This window comes from Pseudomonas sp. TSRC2-2 (assembly GCF_049897785.1).
Lineage (GTDB): Bacteria > Pseudomonadota > Gammaproteobacteria > Pseudomonadales > Pseudomonadaceae > Aquipseudomonas.
The window spans coordinates 209,027-227,122 of record NZ_JAFCWZ010000006.1 but is presented as its reverse complement, the minus strand read 5'-3'; the positions used below and the strand labels follow the sequence as shown (position 1 = coordinate 227,122).

The following is an 18,096-nucleotide window of genomic DNA, read 5'->3' as shown; positions in this document are numbered from 1 at the left end:
GAGAAACTCTATGACACAGCAGTTCGCAGCGCCCCAAGACATCGTCGAGAGCTTCATTCCGACGATCTTTGAAAATGATGCGAAAGGGATTTTGTCAGATTTATTGGGACAACCCGGGCTTGCTATGCACTTCATGGGCTTTACAGAAGCGCAGACATTGCGGGCGATCCGCCTGGTCGTTGGCATCCTAGAAGAGTGTTATCGCGCTGGCCACCTAAAGATTGCGATCAGTCATGAAAGCGGCCGTCTTTACGGCTATGCGATGATTTTTGTGCATCCGGACTCAACCATGCCGCGGTATTTGCACAAAATTTTCGTATTCAAGCCCTTCAGAGGCCATGGCCTTGGTAGCCAGCTGCTTGGGGGCGTGCTGGACGATTCGCTAGGCACTTGCTTGCTGTGCAGCCATGATTTGATTCCGTTCTATGAGCGTGCCGGCTTGGAGTTCAAGGGCGGCTTCACGCCCCCGAGTGCACAGCAAGGCTTTGCCCTCACAAGGGACATGTACGCTGATCTCGCGTTGATGGGGAGCCCTGGGGCCGAAGGGGCGTCACCGGTGTTCATGTTGAACGATGACGACATCAAGCAGCTTCTAATCAGCTGACCCTCGGAGCTACAGCTGAGAAATGTCGTCATGGGCGTCGAGCCGTGAGCCTAGCGCTCAAGCTGCTGAAGAGATGCTTCGTGCTCTACTGCAGCTTTGATATCGCGCACCGCGACCGCCAGGTCCTCACTGCTTCCCTCGACGTAGTCAGGCCATGGCGTGAAGGGCTGCTGAGAATGCTGATTGAAGAGAACGCTAGTGGGGCAGCGGTAGGCGAGGGGGTCAGTGTCTCTGAATTGAACCAAGGCTACCCCACTTGAGCATGTTTTCATGTCACCCAGCTCGGCCTCATTGCGCAGAAGTTCAACATTGGCAATGCCGTCATGGTCAGTGCTGAAAAAGGTTAGGTGCTTGTAGGCCGAAAGGATTCCAACCGTACCGGCGAGGAGAAAAATGACAAGGCGACCGGAGGCCCAGAAGGCGAGCTTTCCGTCAGCCCATGCCTTTTGAACTCTGATGAAAGCCGCGACCAGGATTACCAATGAGCCGGCAAGCAGCAGATAGATCTGCCACCGGCCACTGCTAGCATCGATCGGCACACTCTCGCCTGTGTAAAGGACTCCGAAGAACAAATTCATTACCGGTGCTGTATAGGCTGCGGCTACCAGAATGGGGATCAAGCCACCGGCAGGGTTGGGGCGTGCGCCTTCCGATGAGCTCAAATAATCGAGAATCTGCCACACGACTTTGTGGACTTCTATCATGGCGACAAACATCACCAGGGAACATAAGAGCAGGTACAACATTGGAAGTCCTTCAGCGATGCATTTTGAGTGGTACGCCTAAGCCTTAAAAATGCCCAGTCGTCGCAATTGGCTGCGTTCTTCAGCCCTCATCATGGCCTCATCAAATTGACTTTCAGGGAGCCAATAATCCTCATTGCAGCGCGCTTGCGAGCCCGAAGTAAAGAGCCACGAATCGGTGACCTTCCGATAGTACGGACGTAGGGCGTAAATAGTCATGATCCCGCCCGGGCCGTGTCTGGCGACTACATAACGAGCTCCGTCCTCCAGTTCCTGAGAGTGTTCGAACTCCTGTAGTAGGTCTTCGGCGGTAATGTAGGTACATAGTTCACGATTCATTATCGGGCCTTCTTCGCTTAATGCTCGACCGTAGAGCCATGGTCGGTCAATTCTCAGTATTTTTCGCCACGTCGCGCCAGGCGCGTTTCATGTGATCAATTGCCAATACGAGTTTGGTAAAGCCGGGATTGTAGGTGGAGCAAGCGTGTGTGGGTGCACTGTCTGAACCCAAAACTGGGATGAACTGGACCTATTTCTCACCCTTTCTCGTGAGACGCTTCGATCAGGCCAGCGACATGGTCAGGAGGATGTCCGACCCGTATGCGGCGAACTCCAATGTTCCCCTCCCAGAGTAGCGAGATGACAGGATTGAAAACACTAGAACGACGGGTGATCAGCTGGTTGCTTTCAGATGACACCGGCGCATCGAGTCTCTCGATTTGCGCCCACATGCTTGGCGAACCTTGCGAGGGTTACGCGCCGTCCGACTGCTCCGATCTTGGTCGCTGTCTGCGCTTGCTGGACCTGGTGCCGGAGTGGACGCCGCGGCTCCACGAGATGGCCACGTACGGGCCCGACTGGAAAGGCCTGATCGATCAATGGGAGCAGATCGTCCACCTGTACCACAACGAGGGTGGGGTCCCTTTCAACGAACGTCCCCGTTCTCCCGAGACTTACAGGGCCATGAAGTTGGCTATTGCCGAAGGCTACCGCAACGATCCCAACTACGAATGCGGATTCGGCGGCGATGGCACGCTTACGTGGTGCAAGCGGATCCCCGGTGAATCTGACGATGAAGACCTCGAGAGCTGATGAAAGCCCGAATTAGTTACATTTTCAGAGTCACGATCTGTTTTGGACGCAGATCTGGTGAGTGCCATTTTAACGAGATGTTTTTATGACGCGCAATTTATTGGCATTAAGCGCTAACCGAGCCCTAAACCGAGTGGAACAATGATCATGGCTTCACTTATGCGCTATTCCTTCTGTCTACTGGCCGCTTTGGTATTTTCGTTTACAAGTTTGTGCGCAAGAGCAACCATCTATGATGGTATTGTTTATCCTCAGACTCCAGGAACTACGATCAGCGCCGTATCGCCACAAGTGCCGGTTGGTTACACCACAATGGATTTCAACGTAACTTTCCCGAGCCGAATCGGCAATTCCTGTAGTGCGTCGGGCAGTGGCAGGGTGCCCTCCGTGGGTGCTGACCTTTTGTGGCGCCCTAAAGGCTCTGGTGGACTGTTCACTAACGCCCCACTTGTGATGGATGGGTCATTGTTTGGATTTGTCTCATGCGGTGGGGCATCACGGTCCTCAGTAGGTACGATGCACAGTGCAGTCAGCGGCCCAACGGCACCTGGCGAATACGAGATGGCCATAGTTGTTTATTGGCAGTTGTGTGCTAACTGTGCGACTGTCAATGACTATACAAATATCATTAACGTATCGGTAGGTGTTACTAATACACCTCCGACAGCAGGGAATGCTTCATTAGTAACTAATGAAGATACTGTTGGTGCAGTTGGGCTTCGTGTTTACGATCCTGATGCAGGTGATTACCAAACTTTCCAAATACTGGGCGGGCCGTCAGTTGGATCTGCGTGGTTGTCGGGTGGCGTGCTTTATTATTCACCGCCAGCAAACTGGAGCGGTTCCACATCTGTAACTTATAGTACAGTTGACTCAAAGGGGGCTGCTTCAAATGCCGCTACGGTCTTTATTACGGTCAACCCAGTAAACGATCCTCCTGTAGCAGATCCAAAGTTTCTGACCTTGAATGAAGATACCTCCGGCAGCGTGCAGTTGAGTGGTTCTGACATTGACTCACCGCCACCGACGGTTTTTCAAATCGTAAGTGCCCCCCCAACCAATCATGGAAGTGTGAGTATTGTTGGGAACGTGCTCACGTTTACTGGTTTTAAAGATTGGAACGGTGTCACCAGCCTCACTTATAGGGCCCAGGACAATCAGGGCGCTTGGTCGCTACCTGCAACGGTGCAAGTCACCGTTAACCCGGTCAATGACGCTCCTGTGCTGAGAACTCCCTTAAAGATCGAGGCGCGGGAGAACCGACCCGCGACGATCAAAGGAGTCGTGAGTAAGCAATAGCACCAGACAACCCGCTGCCATATTCTGACAGCGGGTTTTTTTTTGCATCAAGCTAATGGTCATGAGTAAGCTTTTCGGGGAATTACACGCCAAGTTGGTTCGGGAATATATAGGCCAGCGTGACGGCCATCAAAGCTTAGGGGGTCTGCGGATAGTTGGACATTTTTTGTAAATAATGTGAAACAGCTAAACATAATTTAATAAATTGCTATTAGTGTTATTCTAAATTCTTCTTAAATTGTATCAACAACAATTGTGCAGTCTTCACAAAAAATTTCGCAATGAGCTATACCAGTGTGGCGCAATTGCGCATAACTACCGCCAAGTGGAGAAATATCCATGTTAACTGCACAGCAAGTCGACACATTGAACACGGCTTTCGGCCAGGCCGTAGCGACCGCAAACAATCCGGAAGATGCAGCGCGGATTTTTGGGAAAGTAGCGACTGCGGCAATCGGCCAAGCTCTCGCCGACGCTCTCCTAAATGTATTATCGCAGGTTAGCGCGGCGCAGCCAGTTGGAGCTGTGAACCCAATTCAGGGATGGGAGAAATATATTACTGGTGCGTCACTGTGTATCAACTGGCCTTCGCCTGGGCTCTCCCCTGGTTCTATTCTCCCAGCGTTATCGTTTGTGGGGGCGGAAAGTGCTGGCTTAGTGCACCCGGCCGGAGTTGGCGTTAGTGTCGGTATCAGTATTACCGGGAATTTCTAAGCGCCAAAAAATACCATTCGGAGTCTATTGTCTCCGAATGGTGTCTATGACTTGCTGACGTGCTTCTTCGGCATCAGGTAAGCGAAGCGCCGATAATCGACTCGGGAATTGCGGACCTGATCCCGCTGGAGCCGTTCGTTAACGATCCCGCCGACAGGCTTCCTGAGGTGGTCTTTGAGCTTGTCAAAAACTACGGTTACCTTTTGCATTTAGCGGTTCTGGTCGGCCGGGCTATCCACGGGCCCGGGCCCGGGGCCAAGGCGAGGAGGGAGGTGATGCGACCTTTTTGGCTAGGGTTAATCACCCCCTTGTCGCCATCCACCACCAGGTTATACTTCCATCAGCCATCAGGCACCCTCAAAAAGTTTCTTTCAGATCGAGTGTTCGATCTGGATGAAAGGCAGTTCAACTGCCGCCATCAGCTGCTATGCAGCACGCCCAAAAACCCTCGCGGGAAGCCATCCCGCTTGGGGTAGCTCCGCGAGTAATACTCAGGAGCTTTACCATGCTTTCCAAAACTCAAAAATTTACAGCTATCCAAGGTGCCGTTGAACTGACAGCCGAAATCAGCCCATGCGTGTTTATGTATCCGGGCTACGGTTTGCAGTTGACCGTCTCGATACCTAAGGGTGGTAATACGATAGTCGCCCGAAAGGACATTCCGATCGAGACGGCTACCGAGCAAGACTGCCAAGCGCTGTTGGAATCCGTAAGGGTTTTGCCGTGCAAGGTCTGCCAAAAGCCTGCGTTTGACCCTTCATCCTGCAGCACCAATCGCGATGGTAAGTGTGAGAGCTGCTTCATGACCGAGCTCAACGCTTCCTTCGAGAAGGCCACGAAGAAGGCGGAAGATAAGCTCAAACGTGATGACGCTAAGTTCAAAGCTCGCGGCTACACGCACCGGGTTCAGGCTTGGATTCATCCGCCACGCGGTTCTGACTACGAGCTCATGATGTGGATGATCAATCCGACTCCGGAGGAGATCACCGCTGAATTGAAGAAAAAGAAAAGTGCCGATCCGACTGACTACAAGTTGATCGAGCTGTAGCAATACCCAAAGGCCATTCCCATCTTGGGGATGGCCTTTTTTCATAGGTGGTTGCATATTTTGGAGGTCGTGGAGAATAGAAATCAAAGAGGCACCGAAGGAGCACGAGCTCACCTGGTGCCGAACAGTTTCTAGACGACCAAATAGTGGCCACTACTCAGTGTGGCGACGTAGAGATACGTCCGCGGCGATCAGCTTCACCGCCGTGGGGGTCCGCAGAAGGTGCCCCGGATTCCAGGGATGAGAGAATCCGCAAAACAACTGCAGGTTAGATGGACTTGAGGTTCGTTCCACTCAGTAGTTGCCCAGTAATGGGCGGCAAACGGCACGGGCAAACCACCTCCACCCTCGCTGAGGGTCCGCTACGGGAACGTAGCGTCTCGGAAACGGGAGAGTCCAGGCAAGCCCGACCGCCCCTCCAGTCAATGGGGCAATGATTTGATGAAAAAGCCCGGCTTATAGAGCTGGGCTTTGTCGTTTCCGGGCGAGAGGCAAAGCGTTCGAGAATTAAATTTGTCGTAATCAGATCCTGAAAAATTGCACTGTACTTTGCCGGGTCTATTAGGTCTCAGCGAGCACTCGGCCCCGGTTACTTGCCAATAAATGTTTCGATATAGGCAATAGGGCACTTGGGAGTGGTCTCCTAGCTAAGCTACTAATATTGCTTCTGCAATTGCGGATGCCGAGGCAATAAGAGCATCCATATTTTTTAGATCTTGGTCAGGCCACATTTGGTTACGCAGCGCAGCCGACGCCTCGTTTAATACGCCTTCCACCATGTCTGGAATAAATGTCTTTCCGAGTGCGCGTGGCACTACGGCGAGCCTAGGGGAAGCCTCGTCATACCATATATACCCATGGGGAGCTTCATAACTATTATCCCTTGAGTAATCAAAATTAAAACCATCTCGCCAATTCCCTTCTAGGGTTGAAACCCAAAAGGTAGGGTAATGGATTTCAAGTATTAAATTTCGATGGATCGCATCCAGTTCTTGAAGATTTGCCAATAACGAAGAATTCTTGTTTGACATATTTTTGCGCTGTTCAGTTAAACCATCGCGAGCTTCCACTATATTTTCATAGACAGCCTTTCTCATGGCTGTCGGGTCTGCATAGCTCTTTCCGATAGCTCGAGTAATGAGCAGGTAAGTACTGTATCCATATGCGACTCCCAAATGGGCATCATACCCCCATCTTGATAGTTCAAACATTTTCTTAGATACTTCGTGCGCGTCATTCATCAAACGTAGGGTATCATCGTCGCTTATTTTTTTACGAGCTTTGCTTCCGCCTTTTACATAATTTGCCATGATGGTAAATAGCACAGACCTTACTGACCAAAAATAGTTTGTTATAGCTGTTTTCTCGTGATCTTTTAAAGCTCTTCCCATAATTGAATCTAAATTCGAAAGTATGCTGAGTATTTGGTCAACCTTTCTATTTATTTCATCAAGTTCTATCTTGATATCATTCAGGTCGCTCAGAACTTTGTTTTGAAATGGCAACTCACTAATTATTCCAAAACCTTTCACGACAACAATGGCGCCGGCTATGTAAGGGTTTTCTGGCAAGGCCATCAGCGTTTCTAAAATTTTTACTAAATCATTGGCAGCATTTTTATCGACCTGTAACGCTGGGTAATCTTTAGGTGCTTGGCTACTCATTGTTTTTACTCGCACTGCCAGTACAGTTACATGGGAGTGGGCAATTTGACCCTATTACACATCCACCCACGTCACGGCCGTCTGTGTAGCAATATTGCCTACACTGGGCTCCTCGGCAGTCGTCACGACAAAATCTTCCGCCCGGACAGGATGCGATGCCGGTTTCCGATTTTGGGCTGCTGCATCCGGCCATTACTGAAATGAATAGACTAAAGCCTATTAAGCACCAAAAGTTCATAATGAAATCTCCTCAGAGGTTCCGATTATTGTAGTCCTGCTTAGAGATCCGTTCCTCCCACGACGGCAAATCCGGACGAAGTTGCACTTAGCCGAATAGAAGGCTTACCGGCAGGCGGGTAGTTTCCAACAACTTGAAGTCGTCAAGCGGTAGTCGCGCACAGCTTTTCTATTATGAATCACAAGGAATCGCGATCATGATTAACTGCGCCGAATAAAAATACAGATTCTGATTTGGGAGAATTTGGAGCGAGCTGAGGGCGATGGCCGCCCTTAGAAGTCCATCAGGTATTGCCCGTTATCACAACGCGGCGCTAATCGTTGACGGTCCGCTGATGCTTGCTTGGAGCTCCCTGAAGAAGCTGATACGCCCCTCAGCTTGGCGATCAGGGCATCAGGGTTGTTGAGGATCTCCCGGAGCCCGTGGCGGTGCAGCTGGTTCCCGATACGTAGCATGCGGTCCCAGGCTGAGTGACCACCTTTCTTGAACGATACAACGCCATAGCGCAGCAGATAGTGCAGGGCCTGTGAGGGATATACGTCCTGGTGTGGGCCGTAGTACTCGAGGGCCCGGTCAAGCTCAAACTGGTAGAAGAGCTCAACCCCTTCATCATCGAGATCGAACTCGTTCGTCTCATTGACGTTGGTGTAGTAGATGCCCTTTTTCAAGAGGGTGCCCTGGCAGGACAATTCATCGTTTACCGATCGCAGACCCTCAAACATGCCGTTGAACTCTGCATCGGCAAACGGCACCTCGATGGACCTAGAAATGTCGAGGTCCGACCTTTGAAACTCCGCGTACTCAGTAGGAAGCGGGTAGCGTTTACCGTCTTCGAATATGGCTTTGTACTCGGAAAGGGCGGTGAAAGGCCGCTGATAGGAATACCTCGACCAGTGCAGATCGATGGCCAATACCTCTTTCATGCCAAGAAGCTGGAACCGGGGAGGGCACTGGTTGCGTTCAGACCACTCAGCCTCATTCACATCGATGGTCAGGGCGTAACGCAGGAGATCCAAACACAGGTCCGGAGAGTAGGCATTGGCGGCAATCTTGATATGCCCGTTCTCAGGGTTGATCGTGCGAGCCAGCCAGTTCCGGCCTTTGGGGTCGTAGTGACGAGCTTTGAGGTAATTGCGGAAGTCGTTTAGCGGCTTCATCCAGTCGTAGATGCCGTCCTCATGGCCCAGCATGTTTTCCATGCTTTTGTCCGTGCTCACGCGCAAGCACATCCAGCAACCATGGCGGGCACCGCACGAGGTTTTGCGCTCAGCACCGCCGTCTCGAATCATCACGTTCACCATGCAGTCACCAGCCGAGTCACGGTAAACCTCGGTCAGTTGAGAAAAGTCCGAGTAGGTCTGCAGACGTCCGTTGGTGACCTGAGAAAGGAACGTGAAAATGTCCATAGTCGTAAAGTCAGCTATGGGACTCATGATCCAGTTGGGCTTATCGCCCGGCTTTGCAATGTTCACAGGTAGAAAGGCGCTTTCGCCACGGGCGGCCATATTCCTCCCCCTAACGGCCGACTCGTCTCGGCGAGTGCCGATCAGCGTAACGATGGTATCGCTTGCGAAGTCGCGACCCATTTCCTGCTCGATGACGGATTTGATCTGGCGCTTCGTACGATCCATCGGTGACGCTTTGATTTGCTGTTGGCATTTGGCTGAGTTCCCGGGCAATGAAGCGACGGTGCGACCACCGATGATGGAAACCAGCCAATTTTCGGAAAGGTTGGGACTGCAAACCCAGATACGTACAGGAAGCGCGTGCTTTTCGGAGTAAGCCTTCAGTGCGCGGATCTCATCCTTGCTGTATGAGTGGACTCTGGGGTTCTCGAGGAGCGTGTCACTGTTTAAGACGTGCAGTTCCGGGACCTCGAAACCCTCGGCCTTCAGCTGCTCCATAGCCTTAAGCGCAATCGCCAGCGTGACCGAGCTATCTTTTCCGAACGAACTCGCCACGATTAATCGCTTACTGGCAAGAATCAGTGATTTGATCGCTGCAATGGCTTCGTCCACCTTCTCCGCAAATGAGCGCTCGATGATGGGCGACGCCACTGGGGCGGCATCCTGGAAGAGGGTGGAAGCGATCAATTGCATGGTCAGAGCCCTGAAGATGAAGAACACCTCCAGGGTATGCACGATCGCAAATATGCAAGTTAGATCCCGCCGGCTTCCTGCAGATCGAGGGTATCCAACAATTTGTTCTGGCTCGATAAGCTGATTACTGATGGCCCAGTTCAAGGAAGCGGAAGCAGCTCTTCAAACAGTCCGTCAAGGGAAATTGAGGTGGCCACGAATGCATCAAAGGCGGATGCGAGGGACGTAATGGGGTCATCGCTCTTCACGATGAGCTCAGATTCCAAATTGCCTGTCTCGCTTACGGCCAAGGTAATCGGATATCCGACGCTCTCTGCTCCAACCCGCGTGGCTTCGCGTGCAGCATCAAGCTGCTCGATCGGAAAGTCTTCGTGGCTCAAAACGGCTGAAAATTTCACCGCGCCATCAGGAGCATCGTAAACAAAGATTGAAAAGGCCCGGCCGTCCAAATTAGTGTCAGCAAGGTCGCGTATTTCGGCCACCAGCTCATGATGTTCCTCATCGAGAATGTCAATCGCTCCAATGCGGTATTGACCACTGACCTCAAATGCAGCGATAGCCCGTCTCATCCCTTCAGAACAAGGCTGTACATCAGAAATCTCAATCGCCATCGGTTTACTCCAGAGTTCGTTGATTTGCTGTCTGCCAATACCGCGCTGCTGAGCGCGCACGGCTATGCGTATACGTTACTCAGAAGTGAAAGGGAGTTCTCAGCTTCTTGTTGTTGCTCGCTTGTTGAGTCCACCACTAGGGGCTGATTGAAGCAAATGTTTTGTCGCAAGTGAGCATGATTGCCTCTTTCCTCGATGGAGCTTCGTATGACCAGACGGCGCAATACCTCAACACTTGATGACTTGTTCACTATTGCGATGAAAATCCCGCTCTGGGCCAGCTTGATCATTGCTGGTGGCTCGTTTGCCTGCCTTCGTTATTACGGCGGTACCGAATTACCGGTGCTGACAGTGCCGCTTGGCAGTGAGCTTGGCCCTGCGATTGCAGAATATGTCCTGCGGCTGCTCGCCTTAGTTGGACAGTACGTCATCCCACCGGTGTTTCTGCTGGGCGGAATCCTTGGGTGGGGGCAGCGAAAACTGAGGGCTCGGAAATTCAGCCGTATTGGAACGGCGCAGGAGCCAGGCGTAGCTATCCGCAACCTCACCTGGGAACAATTCGAGAACATGGTTGGCGAAGCCTTTCGAAAACAGGGTTTCACGGTGCAGGAGACGGATAAGGGGCCGGATGGTGGTGTCGACTTAGTGCTGCGTAAAGGCAGGGAGGTGTTCCTTGTTCAATGCAAACAGTGGCGAGCCTCGAAAGTAGGAGTACAGATCGTGCGCGAACTTTATGGGGTGATGTCTGCGCGCGGCGCGACTGGTGGGTTTGTGGTCACCTCTGGCACGTACACCAGCGATGCTTGGACATTTGCGAGGGAGACCAATCTCCAGCTAATCGACGGGAAACGGCTTATTCAGTGGTTCAAGAAGCCTGGCCTGAGCAGGGAAGCTCTTTCTGTAGAAGATTCTTTGGGAGAGGCCGATGGCGCGTTCGTCGGGCGTGGGGCGCCAGCGACTGGGCTGAAGGAGTGCTCACCCTCGTCAAACGCCAACAAACCATCCACCTGTCCCCTGTGCGGTGGTGGTATGACGGCTCGGTACCCTCGCTCCACCAATGGTGGAATGGCGAACAGTGTGTTTCTGGGATGCCTCAATTTTCCGTCGTGTCGAGGTACCCGGCCGCTCGAACCTGAGAACGTGTAACACAACGCAAGTTCGGCCAAATGAAGGGCTGGCCGGTAGGTAGTTGCTACATTGGTAAAGCGTTCATTGGACTGTCCCCTACCACCTGTTTTGGGCAATGAACGCTTTCCGATGCAGCTTCATAAAGATTTTTGCCCGCCGTTTTTATGGTTTGTCCTCGTCTTGAAGACCGTACCAAAGCACCGCTTGCGCAGCAAAACCAGTAGAACCGCACAGCGTACCAAGGGTGATAAGAGCGCCTGTAGATTGCCAATAGCCCAACAGAGCTAAAACTCCACCGATAACGCCAATCAACACCGGTGCTCGGCGTAACCACCGCGTTTGATGTTTGACCTGAGCGACCATTTGGCGCTGCAGCTCCTTCAAGTTCTCATCACTCAATCCCGTCCTGCTCCTGATCCCGATGTTGCGTCGCTCAGCGACTGTTCACTTAGCACCAAGTCGCGCGTTACTTCGACGGATGTGGCTGATCAGCCGACAAAGCCCTTACTAGAAGGGCTGCGCTGTGCGATCTTCAGGCTGCTCGGCCTGCTTATTCGCTCAATAAGGCCTGGCCGGCAAAGGAGAGGGTGACGGGTGAGCGCAGTACACCACCGTTGTCCATAGCGACGGAGCATGCGTTCAACAATTGTTGCGCCAAGTTCATCGCCTCTCGCGGATCAGTAATCTCGACCTGCAGGTAGTCGGGGTAATGAGACTTGCCATTGATGACCTGCTGACCCTCACCCTGGATAAAGAGAATCTGACAATCTTCCCCAGCCGCATTCAGAATCGCAGTCAGCCGCTCGGGTGTGAGTTCTGGAACTGCATCACAGATCTGGGTGGTAATCTCTTCGGTTGCCTTCATGGCTGCATCGACTCTCTGTGGGGTATTGATGTTGAGTTGCGCGGCAACTCCGCGGCACTTCCTAAGCCAAAACCCGCAAGCGCGGGTAAAAAATGGCAGTCGTTTGCTAATCTTCCAAGCCCGTGACGCCATCCCCTTTCCAGAGACGGTCAGCGACTCGACGAATGACGGCCAAGTCAGCCTCTTTGGTCGACGGGTTGTACAGATTGTCCACGAACTCATCCTGGGCAATCTCACGGCAGAGGTCAGGTCGAGAGAAGCCAGACTTGAGTAGATTGGAGTACTTCTCCTCTCCGAGCAGCCGTTCAGCTGCTTCGTCGAAATGGGCCTTGGTGGTCACGTGAATTTCCTTTTCTATCGGGTGGTGGATTTCAACAGTTTTCAGTTGATCATGCCATTCCAACTGCTTTATCAAGCGCTGCATTAAACAGTTCGGTTACATCTGTTCCGTCATCAAGGGTTTCGATGAACTGGCCTTTTTCGACCTTCAAGTACACCGTGATGCCGGTGGCGTTGCAGGTTACCGACTCGGGCATTTTTTCGTCATCGTAGGCAGCGCAATGCGCGGCAGAAATGGCTTTGATGAAGTCGCCGTTGGCGAAGGCATGATCGATAGTGAACCCGCCCGCCGGCTCAACAGGACTGACTTTGTTTTCGACCAAGTCGTAGATTTCTTCAGAGGTGAACGAAACGCGATACACAAGCCCCTTGTCGATCAGGGCGTTAAGGCAGTTTCGAACTTTCAGGCCGTCATTCGATTTTGTGACGTTGAGAGCGGTAACGGCTGGGACGATGCCTGTGATCCAGTTTCCCTTACCCGCGGAGATTGCTTCAAAGATTGCCTTTTGAATTAGTTGGTTACGCTGCGCTGTGTTCATCTCTGTTACCCCATAATCAGTTCAATGAGGTTATGATGAAGTGGGTAAACTGCAACATCATCGAGCTCGTCATTGATCACCGGAGAAGACCTGGGGTAGATCCAGCTCCGCGTTCTGCTTGTTCCGCCGAGGCGTTGTTGTCAGCAAGCTGGTGTCGCGCTGCTCTTTCAATTTGAACAATTATGCGTAATTATGTCGAAATTCCTAATTTATGGATTTCGGCATAAAGGTTCATAATGACAGCAGAAACCAAGGACACGCTTCTCTTCCCTCGAACTCACCTGGCTGAGGGCATCCTAGCCACGTTCGAGTCTCGCTTGCAAAATGCTGCGACGATATTCGCGCCTCGCCGAAAGGGGAAAACCACCTTTCTCATCAACGACCTGATACCGATTGCCAAGGCACACGGCTTTATCGTGGCCACAGCTGACCTGTGGTTTGATAAGGCGCATCCTGAGCGGGTGATTGCGGGCGCGTTATATGAAGCCATCCACGGAGCCGGCTTCTTGCGGCGCAACTGGCTCAAGCTCATGCGGCCAGGCTCACTCGTGCAGTCAGTGGAGGCGGGCGCCGGTACCGACGGCGTAACGATGAAAGCCGAGTTGGCTAAGGAGAATGGTCTGAATTTGATCGAGCTCTTCGAGCGCTTCCGCAGGCTCGGGAACGGTAAGGCGCTGTTGATCATCGATGAGGTGCAACACCTGGCGAGCAAAAAGGATTTCGAGGATCTGACTGCGACCCTCCGCTCGTTGCTGCAGCAGGCGCACGGTGAAGTTTTTGCAGTTTTCACCGGCTCCTCTCAGGACGGCCTACATCGCATGTTTCGTCGCACTAAAGCACCTTTCTATCAGTTCAGCCACGAGATCCAGTTTCCTAATCTCGGCTTTGAATTCGTGCAGCATCTCGGTCAGCGTTTTGAGGAGATCACTGGACGGGAGTGGGACGTAAATGCCGCTTTCGAGCGTTTTGCTGCCCGGGGGTACATGCCCAAGTACATCCGTGACGTGTTCCTGCTGTGCCTCACTGAGGGACTCAGTGTGCGTGACGCGGACCATCGAGCATGGGGAACCATGACGGACGAAGGCAACTTCGAGAACTTAATCCTGGAGATGGCTCCTCTGGATTTCACCGTACTTATCGGGCTAGTGAGGGGGCTTCCAATATTCTCTACCGAAGGGCGCGAGTGGATTGGCAGCGAGATGCCCGGTGGCCACGTACCCAGTGCCGCGACCGTTCAGACCGCATTAAAGCGCCTGCAGCGCCGTGACCTGGTTGGCAATCTGGGGCATGGAGAGTGGACGATTGAGGACTTCGCGTTGGAGAGTTACCTGCGTCGGAACTTCGTTGACATTGACCCTCAACTCGACCCGGACAGCTGACAATTTGCTGATCGCCGGCAGCCGCAGGTATCGTCATCTACTAGGGCCTACTGACGGCTGTCGAAATTAATGTCGCATGATCTTTGCCTAGCCAACCCTGCAAGGAGTCCTTGCGAAATGGACAATCCCGGCATGGCTTCTTGATGTGAGGGAACTTGGTCATTGATCTGCTTTTCCGTACTACTCAGGTTGATCGCTATAGGTACCAACAAGATTCGCTAATGCAGCCTGCAATTCTTTCTTAAGCAGCCGCAAAGCAGCCAATTCCATTTGTTGATCGTCACGCACTTCAAGGTATTCATCTAAAGCGTCAACGAGCACGGCGTTCATGCTCTGCCCGTCCTTCTGGCTGCGTGCATCCAGCCGCTCACGCATTCCGGTCGGGAGCCGAGCAACGAACTTGTCAGCGTCACGGGATACAGGCCCACCGGGAGCTTTCTTCACCCGCTTTTCGACGAGGGCGAGCGCGTCTTTGGCTATCTGGTGAGCATCTTTGGAGAAAACTTTGGTCATGGTCATTTCACATACGATTTGAGGGGGTAACCTTACTTAAAGACTGACGTACCTGAACAACCTTTCATTGAGACCTTTCGGCTTTGGCGGCCTGCGCGGCCAAGGCGGTCTCGATGGCGTGTTCTGCAGCGTAGGCTTCTGCGCGCTCATTGAGGGCAGTAGCCAAATCACCCACGGTGGGAAATGCCCGAGATTCGAGCACCGACCGCACTATTTCATTGGCCCAGGTCGCACGCTGCTCACGCAGCTTGAGCCGCGCCGGCTGGTCTTCGGCCCGCATCAGGTCGCGATCAAGGCGAGCCCACTGTGTAAGCATATTCACAACATGGGCGGGCAATGTCAGGTGGATTGGATCATTCTTCGGTTTAGTCATCGTGGTGATTCCTTTCCTTTGTGCTTGCTCGGCGGCCTTAAAGGTTACCAGTCCTGGCTTGTCGGCGGTTTAGTTCTAGTCGGCAACTCAAGCATCGACTGCGTTTTGGCGCCTCCCGAAGCACGCTTAGCTACAGGATCAGGCGCCCACCCAGGCGTCGTATTTACGTCAAGCTACGTACGAGCTGTCTTGTGGACGCGTTTCAACGCAGGCGTTTTGCAGTGAGTGGATGTCGCGTTGATCATTGATCCAGCACTGAAGAGCCATCAGCACCCACGTCATCATGGACACCTGCTTTAACCCAGCCTCGATAGCAATCGCATCGCGAATTCCGTCTGGAAATCGGACTGTGGTCGAATGGTCCCCGCGCATTGCGCAAAGGTCGATATGAGGAACCCCAACCAGAATCAAGCTGGCCTGGCGTTCACCGAGATGATTCACGTAGAGCTGACGGTCTAATGCACACCATTTGTTTCCGTCCAATGCCTCAGCTACGGCCATGATTATTTCTGAATTGATGCTCCGGCTATGGCTCCTCGCGATTTCATCCAGGGCATCAATGATGGTCGAGTGGGTGGTCAGAACGAATTTATCCGCTTTACGCGAGTTCTGCACCCGCCGGCAGGACCGTGGCGGTAGGGTCGCTGTATAGGCCGTGGAAGCTATGGATAGAGAGGTCATTGAAGCGCTCTGCGGTAAGGTTCGTCGAAGGTCATGCGAGCGGACGGCGACGCAGACCAAGTCTTTCTAGTGCGTGATAGAGCAATATTAGCGAGGAGGTGCCTTCGATGAAGTGCAGTCTGCCCCTTTGAAAGGGCAGAATCGACTCTACCTTTTGAGCGCTCTGGCAGAGATTAAACGCAATCTCAGCTGGTATTGCTCGCCATTGCTGGACCAGTCGATATTGGTTTGTTCACCAACAGCCATGGCCACATCCTTCACGACGTCCTGGTCCTTTGCTGGGCCGTCCTGGCCTTCAGCGAATTGATCAAGATGGAACTGGGTTTGCACTCTTCGCGTCGTTTCAAATTGGCCTAGCGTCAGCTTCTCAGGGGGGCAGTACAAGTTGAAAGTTCGAGTAAATTAGCGAATGACCGTCACAGAAAGTGGGCCATTGTTGGTGGACGAGGTCCTCAGGTTTGTGAGGCGTTTCGCGCCTGGCGATCGCTGACCTTGAGCTCATCTATCATTGCAGCTGCAGACCGTGCTGCATTCCCGAGGTGGATCAGTTTTTCGAGATTTTCAGCTTTGAAGAACCGGCGGCCGGCAGCAACGATGTCCTGAGCCTTGATGATTTCTTGTGGGACCTGGCCCACCCACTTTGCGGTTTCTGACAGCAGCCGAGGCTTCATCGCTTCGATCTCCGCCGGCTTGATCCTGCTCAGGTCGCGCATAGGTTTGCAAAGATTGGTAACTAGCATGTCCTTGAAACGTGCCTTGATGAACTGCAGTCCCTCCAGCGTGGCCAAGGGCACCTGCTTGTGAGGCCATCCCTTGCCGTCGTTAGCTCGACGATTAGAGGTTTCAAAGAAGACCTCAGCCTCTGCTGGGGTCATGGGTACGCTTCTCTCTATTACCGGATCGTCCCTGTCAGCTCGAACTTTCAGGGTAGAAAAAATCCCGGTGCCGACGGCGCCCATCAGTCGGACTTTAAGTTCCTGGAGCTCTCGATAGTCTCGCTCCAAAACTTCAATCACCGCGATCATCTGGGGCATGTTTTTGATCATCGCCATGACGGTATCAATTCGTCTGCGCCGCTCGAGAGCCTGGTCAACGCGTTGCCGTTCACGGGTGAACTTGACGCCAAAGTGCTTCCTACCGCAGTGACTGCCAATGCCAGTTTCAAGACCGTCACTGGTCGTAATCAGGTAACCGTGGAGGTGGGGAGTATGGCAACTCTCAATCCCGCAATTGGCCCGGTCAAGGAAACGGTAGGGCGCAACGACCGTGCCGAATCTCCGATCAGCCTTTGGATGGAATGGGAGCGATGGTGCGAAGTTCGGGCGGCTCAGCAGATCGTCATAGGTTTCAATCACTATCAAATCGGATTCCACCATCATTCACCTCGCACACCTGTTGAAAACTGGGCAAAATGCCATGTAGCTGTATTTAAACACAGTGTTCGGGTGAGGTGGAAAAACGACCAATTACTGATCACTCAAGGGGGAGCAAATGGCGAGTTACACCATTCAGGACCATGCCCATCATTTTGCCGTTTGGGCCGCCGGGCGTGCCTACTCGCGTAGTGGCGGCGACGGAGGAGGGTACTCTGTTAAGTACGCGCGGACGATGCTTGAGGCAGCCGGTATGCGGGAAATCAACACGCCAACGGATCTCCCAAGCGCGGATGGAATAGACGCGTTCATACACGAGCGAATCGAGGCCGTACGTACGGCGCGACCGGCGACCTATGTGCACCACAAAACCGGAGAGCACTTGAAGTTTCGTTGCACCTATGGACGTGCGCAGAAGCTTGTGAACATCTACCTGAAGTCCAAACTGGTCTGCGGTGGCTACCACGATGACAAACGCGTTGAGCGTCTGCATCCCCCAATTGACAGTGTACTGCTCAGGGGGTTGAGCGCATTCAGCGAGAGCGTCGCTGGCCAGGCTCAGTACGCGGAGTTTCAGAAAGATCTTCTCGATGCCCAAGCTCTGGGGAGCTCCTGGGTAATTTTCACGCAAACAACGTATGAGGCTTACATAAAAGCGTTCAAATCTTTGCAGAAGGATAAACCCTTGTGGGCGATTGAAGAGCACTGGGTGCTGTGAATGTCACAGCTCCGTCTGGGCCCTTGCCGGGGGCAAATTCCGTCCTTTCCCAGTATGTCGCTGAAGGAGAATTAAC

The 18,096-nt window shown here is 52.8% G+C and carries 21 protein-coding genes; 7 read left to right on the top strand and 14 right to left on the bottom strand.

All coding sequences use genetic code 11. From position 1 onward, the window contains the following. The first annotated feature begins 10 nt into the window (after positions 1-10). Entirely contained in the window at positions 11-604 is a 594-nt protein-coding gene (locus ACP7D9_RS14275; RefSeq protein ID WP_426158095.1) for a GNAT family N-acetyltransferase, read from the top strand. Between the two features lie 50 nt (positions 605-654). Here the strand turns inward: ACP7D9_RS14275 and ACP7D9_RS14270 are convergent, their stop codons facing one another. Continuing rightward, positions 655-1,350, bottom strand: coding sequence for a hypothetical protein (locus ACP7D9_RS14270; RefSeq protein ID WP_397480349.1), 696 nt, complete (start codon positions 1,348-1,350; stop codon positions 655-657). 36 nt (positions 1,351-1,386) lie between these two features. Next, on the bottom strand, positions 1,387-1,686 hold the full coding sequence (locus ACP7D9_RS14265) for a hypothetical protein (RefSeq protein ID WP_426158093.1): 300 nt from the start codon (positions 1,684-1,686) through the stop codon (positions 1,387-1,389). Positions 1,687-1,986: 300 nt separating this feature from the next. Between ACP7D9_RS14265 and ACP7D9_RS14260 the strand changes: the two genes are divergently transcribed. The 3 genes from ACP7D9_RS14260 (at position 1,987) to ACP7D9_RS14250 (ending at position 5,500) form a co-directional block, all read left to right on the top strand. Continuing rightward, positions 1,987-2,439 (top strand): hypothetical protein, encoded by a 453-nt coding sequence (locus tag ACP7D9_RS14260; protein WP_426158091.1) that lies wholly within the window; start codon positions 1,987-1,989, stop codon positions 2,437-2,439. 141 nt (positions 2,440-2,580) lie between these two features. After that, complete coding sequence (locus tag ACP7D9_RS14255; protein ID WP_426158089.1) at positions 2,581-3,738, top strand: Ig-like domain-containing protein; 1,158 nt, start codon at positions 2,581-2,583, stop codon at positions 3,736-3,738. A 1,219-nt stretch (positions 3,739-4,957) separates the two neighbouring features. Beyond that, on the top strand, positions 4,958-5,500 hold the full coding sequence (locus tag ACP7D9_RS14250) for a hypothetical protein (protein ID WP_426158087.1): 543 nt from the start codon (positions 4,958-4,960) through the stop codon (positions 5,498-5,500). Positions 5,501-6,147: 647 nt separating this feature from the next. On the opposite strand, the gene ACP7D9_RS14245 is transcribed toward ACP7D9_RS14250, so the two are convergent. From ACP7D9_RS14245 to ACP7D9_RS14235, 3 genes are all read right to left on the bottom strand, one after another. Beyond that, complete coding sequence (locus tag ACP7D9_RS14245; protein ID WP_426158085.1) at positions 6,148-7,164, bottom strand: hypothetical protein; 1,017 nt, start codon at positions 7,162-7,164, stop codon at positions 6,148-6,150. A 510-nt stretch (positions 7,165-7,674) separates the two neighbouring features. Next, positions 7,675-9,501, bottom strand: a complete 1,827-nt coding sequence (locus ACP7D9_RS14240; protein ID WP_426158083.1) for a phosphoadenosine phosphosulfate reductase family protein — start codon at positions 9,499-9,501, stop codon at positions 7,675-7,677. A 140-nt stretch (positions 9,502-9,641) separates the two neighbouring features. Then, entirely contained in the window at positions 9,642-10,112 is a 471-nt protein-coding gene (locus ACP7D9_RS14235) for a hypothetical protein (RefSeq protein ID WP_426158081.1), read from the bottom strand. A 207-nt stretch (positions 10,113-10,319) separates the two neighbouring features. Between ACP7D9_RS14235 and ACP7D9_RS14230 the strand changes: the two genes are divergently transcribed. Then, positions 10,320-11,258, top strand: coding sequence for a restriction endonuclease (locus tag ACP7D9_RS14230; protein WP_426158079.1), 939 nt, complete (start codon positions 10,320-10,322; stop codon positions 11,256-11,258). A gap of 144 nt (positions 11,259-11,402) precedes the next feature. Here ACP7D9_RS14230 and ACP7D9_RS14225 read toward each other — a convergent pair whose 3' ends face one another. The 4 genes from ACP7D9_RS14225 to ACP7D9_RS14210 form a co-directional block, all read right to left on the bottom strand. Continuing rightward, positions 11,403-11,639, bottom strand: a complete 237-nt coding sequence (locus ACP7D9_RS14225) for a hypothetical protein (protein ID WP_426158077.1) — start codon at positions 11,637-11,639, stop codon at positions 11,403-11,405. Between the two features lie 151 nt (positions 11,640-11,790). Next, positions 11,791-12,105, bottom strand: coding sequence for a hypothetical protein (locus ACP7D9_RS14220; RefSeq protein ID WP_426158075.1), 315 nt, complete (start codon positions 12,103-12,105; stop codon positions 11,791-11,793). 106 nt (positions 12,106-12,211) lie between these two features. Beyond that, positions 12,212-12,529, bottom strand: a complete 318-nt coding sequence (locus ACP7D9_RS14215) for a hypothetical protein (protein WP_426158073.1) — start codon at positions 12,527-12,529, stop codon at positions 12,212-12,214. Further along, positions 12,495-12,983 (bottom strand): hypothetical protein, encoded by a 489-nt coding sequence (locus tag ACP7D9_RS14210; protein WP_426158071.1) that lies wholly within the window; start codon positions 12,981-12,983, stop codon positions 12,495-12,497. The genes ACP7D9_RS14215 and ACP7D9_RS14210 overlap by 35 nt, the downstream gene beginning before the upstream one ends. Before the next feature lie 236 nt (positions 12,984-13,219). Here ACP7D9_RS14210 and ACP7D9_RS14205 point away from each other — a divergent pair, with 236 nt between their 5' ends. Next, positions 13,220-14,362: a hypothetical protein gene (locus tag ACP7D9_RS14205; RefSeq protein ID WP_426158069.1), complete on the top strand. Its 1,143-nt coding sequence runs from the start codon at positions 13,220-13,222 to the stop codon at positions 14,360-14,362. Positions 14,363-14,542: 180 nt separating this feature from the next. Here the strand turns inward: ACP7D9_RS14205 and ACP7D9_RS14200 are convergent, their stop codons facing one another. From ACP7D9_RS14200 to ACP7D9_RS14180, 5 genes are all read right to left on the bottom strand, one after another. Further along, positions 14,543-14,881 carry an Arc family DNA-binding protein gene (locus ACP7D9_RS14200; protein ID WP_426158067.1) on the bottom strand — a complete coding sequence of 113 codons (339 nt, stop codon included), beginning with the start codon at positions 14,879-14,881 and terminating at the stop codon, positions 14,543-14,545. A 58-nt stretch (positions 14,882-14,939) separates the two neighbouring features. Next, positions 14,940-15,248, bottom strand: coding sequence for a hypothetical protein (locus ACP7D9_RS14195; protein WP_426158065.1), 309 nt, complete (start codon positions 15,246-15,248; stop codon positions 14,940-14,942). Between the two features lie 168 nt (positions 15,249-15,416). Next, entirely contained in the window at positions 15,417-15,929 is a 513-nt protein-coding gene (locus ACP7D9_RS14190; protein WP_426158063.1) for an Arc family DNA-binding protein, read from the bottom strand. Between the two features lie 147 nt (positions 15,930-16,076). Continuing rightward, a complete protein-coding gene (locus ACP7D9_RS14185; RefSeq protein WP_426158061.1) occupies positions 16,077-16,259 on the bottom strand; it encodes a hypothetical protein in 183 nt (60 codons plus the stop codon). Between the two features lie 122 nt (positions 16,260-16,381). Then, positions 16,382-17,308, bottom strand: coding sequence for a hypothetical protein (locus tag ACP7D9_RS14180; protein ID WP_426158059.1), 927 nt, complete (start codon positions 17,306-17,308; stop codon positions 16,382-16,384). A gap of 112 nt (positions 17,309-17,420) precedes the next feature. Between ACP7D9_RS14180 and ACP7D9_RS14175 the strand changes: the two genes are divergently transcribed. Then, positions 17,421-18,020, top strand: a complete 600-nt coding sequence (locus ACP7D9_RS14175; RefSeq protein WP_426158057.1) for a hypothetical protein — start codon at positions 17,421-17,423, stop codon at positions 18,018-18,020. Positions 18,021-18,096: the final 76 nt, after the last annotated feature.

Bases quoted from the DNA above. Each gene is read 5' to 3' on its own strand.
- ACP7D9_RS14275 (WP_426158095.1), top strand. From the start codon at position 11: ATGACACAGCAGTTCGCAGCGCCCCAAGACATCGTCGAGAGCTTCATT.
- ACP7D9_RS14270 (WP_397480349.1), bottom strand. From the start codon at position 1,350: ATGTTGTACCTGCTCTTATGTTCCCTGGTGATGTTTGTCGCCATGATA.
- ACP7D9_RS14265 (WP_426158093.1), bottom strand. From the start codon at position 1,686: ATGAATCGTGAACTATGTACCTACATTACCGCCGAAGACCTACTACAG.
- ACP7D9_RS14260 (WP_426158091.1), top strand. From the start codon at position 1,987: ATGACAGGATTGAAAACACTAGAACGACGGGTGATCAGCTGGTTGCTT.
- ACP7D9_RS14255 (WP_426158089.1), top strand. From the start codon at position 2,581: ATGATCATGGCTTCACTTATGCGCTATTCCTTCTGTCTACTGGCCGCT.
- ACP7D9_RS14250 (WP_426158087.1), top strand. From the start codon at position 4,958: ATGCTTTCCAAAACTCAAAAATTTACAGCTATCCAAGGTGCCGTTGAA.
- ACP7D9_RS14245 (WP_426158085.1), bottom strand. From the start codon at position 7,164: ATGAGTAGCCAAGCACCTAAAGATTACCCAGCGTTACAGGTCGATAAA.
- ACP7D9_RS14240 (WP_426158083.1), bottom strand. From the start codon at position 9,501: ATGCAATTGATCGCTTCCACCCTCTTCCAGGATGCCGCCCCAGTGGCG.
- ACP7D9_RS14235 (WP_426158081.1), bottom strand. From the start codon at position 10,112: ATGGCGATTGAGATTTCTGATGTACAGCCTTGTTCTGAAGGGATGAGA.
- ACP7D9_RS14230 (WP_426158079.1), top strand. From the start codon at position 10,320: ATGACCAGACGGCGCAATACCTCAACACTTGATGACTTGTTCACTATT.
- ACP7D9_RS14220 (WP_426158075.1), bottom strand. From the start codon at position 12,105: ATGAAGGCAACCGAAGAGATTACCACCCAGATCTGTGATGCAGTTCCA.
- ACP7D9_RS14215 (WP_426158073.1), bottom strand. From the start codon at position 12,529: ATGCAGCGCTTGATAAAGCAGTTGGAATGGCATGATCAACTGAAAACT.
- ACP7D9_RS14210 (WP_426158071.1), bottom strand. From the start codon at position 12,983: ATGAACACAGCGCAGCGTAACCAACTAATTCAAAAGGCAATCTTTGAA.
- ACP7D9_RS14205 (WP_426158069.1), top strand. From the start codon at position 13,220: ATGACAGCAGAAACCAAGGACACGCTTCTCTTCCCTCGAACTCACCTG.
- ACP7D9_RS14200 (WP_426158067.1), bottom strand. From the start codon at position 14,881: ATGACCATGACCAAAGTTTTCTCCAAAGATGCTCACCAGATAGCCAAA.
- ACP7D9_RS14195 (WP_426158065.1), bottom strand. From the start codon at position 15,248: ATGACTAAACCGAAGAATGATCCAATCCACCTGACATTGCCCGCCCAT.
- ACP7D9_RS14190 (WP_426158063.1), bottom strand. From the start codon at position 15,929: ATGACCTCTCTATCCATAGCTTCCACGGCCTATACAGCGACCCTACCG.
- ACP7D9_RS14180 (WP_426158059.1), bottom strand. From the start codon at position 17,308: ATGATGGTGGAATCCGATTTGATAGTGATTGAAACCTATGACGATCTG.
- ACP7D9_RS14175 (WP_426158057.1), top strand. From the start codon at position 17,421: ATGGCGAGTTACACCATTCAGGACCATGCCCATCATTTTGCCGTTTGG.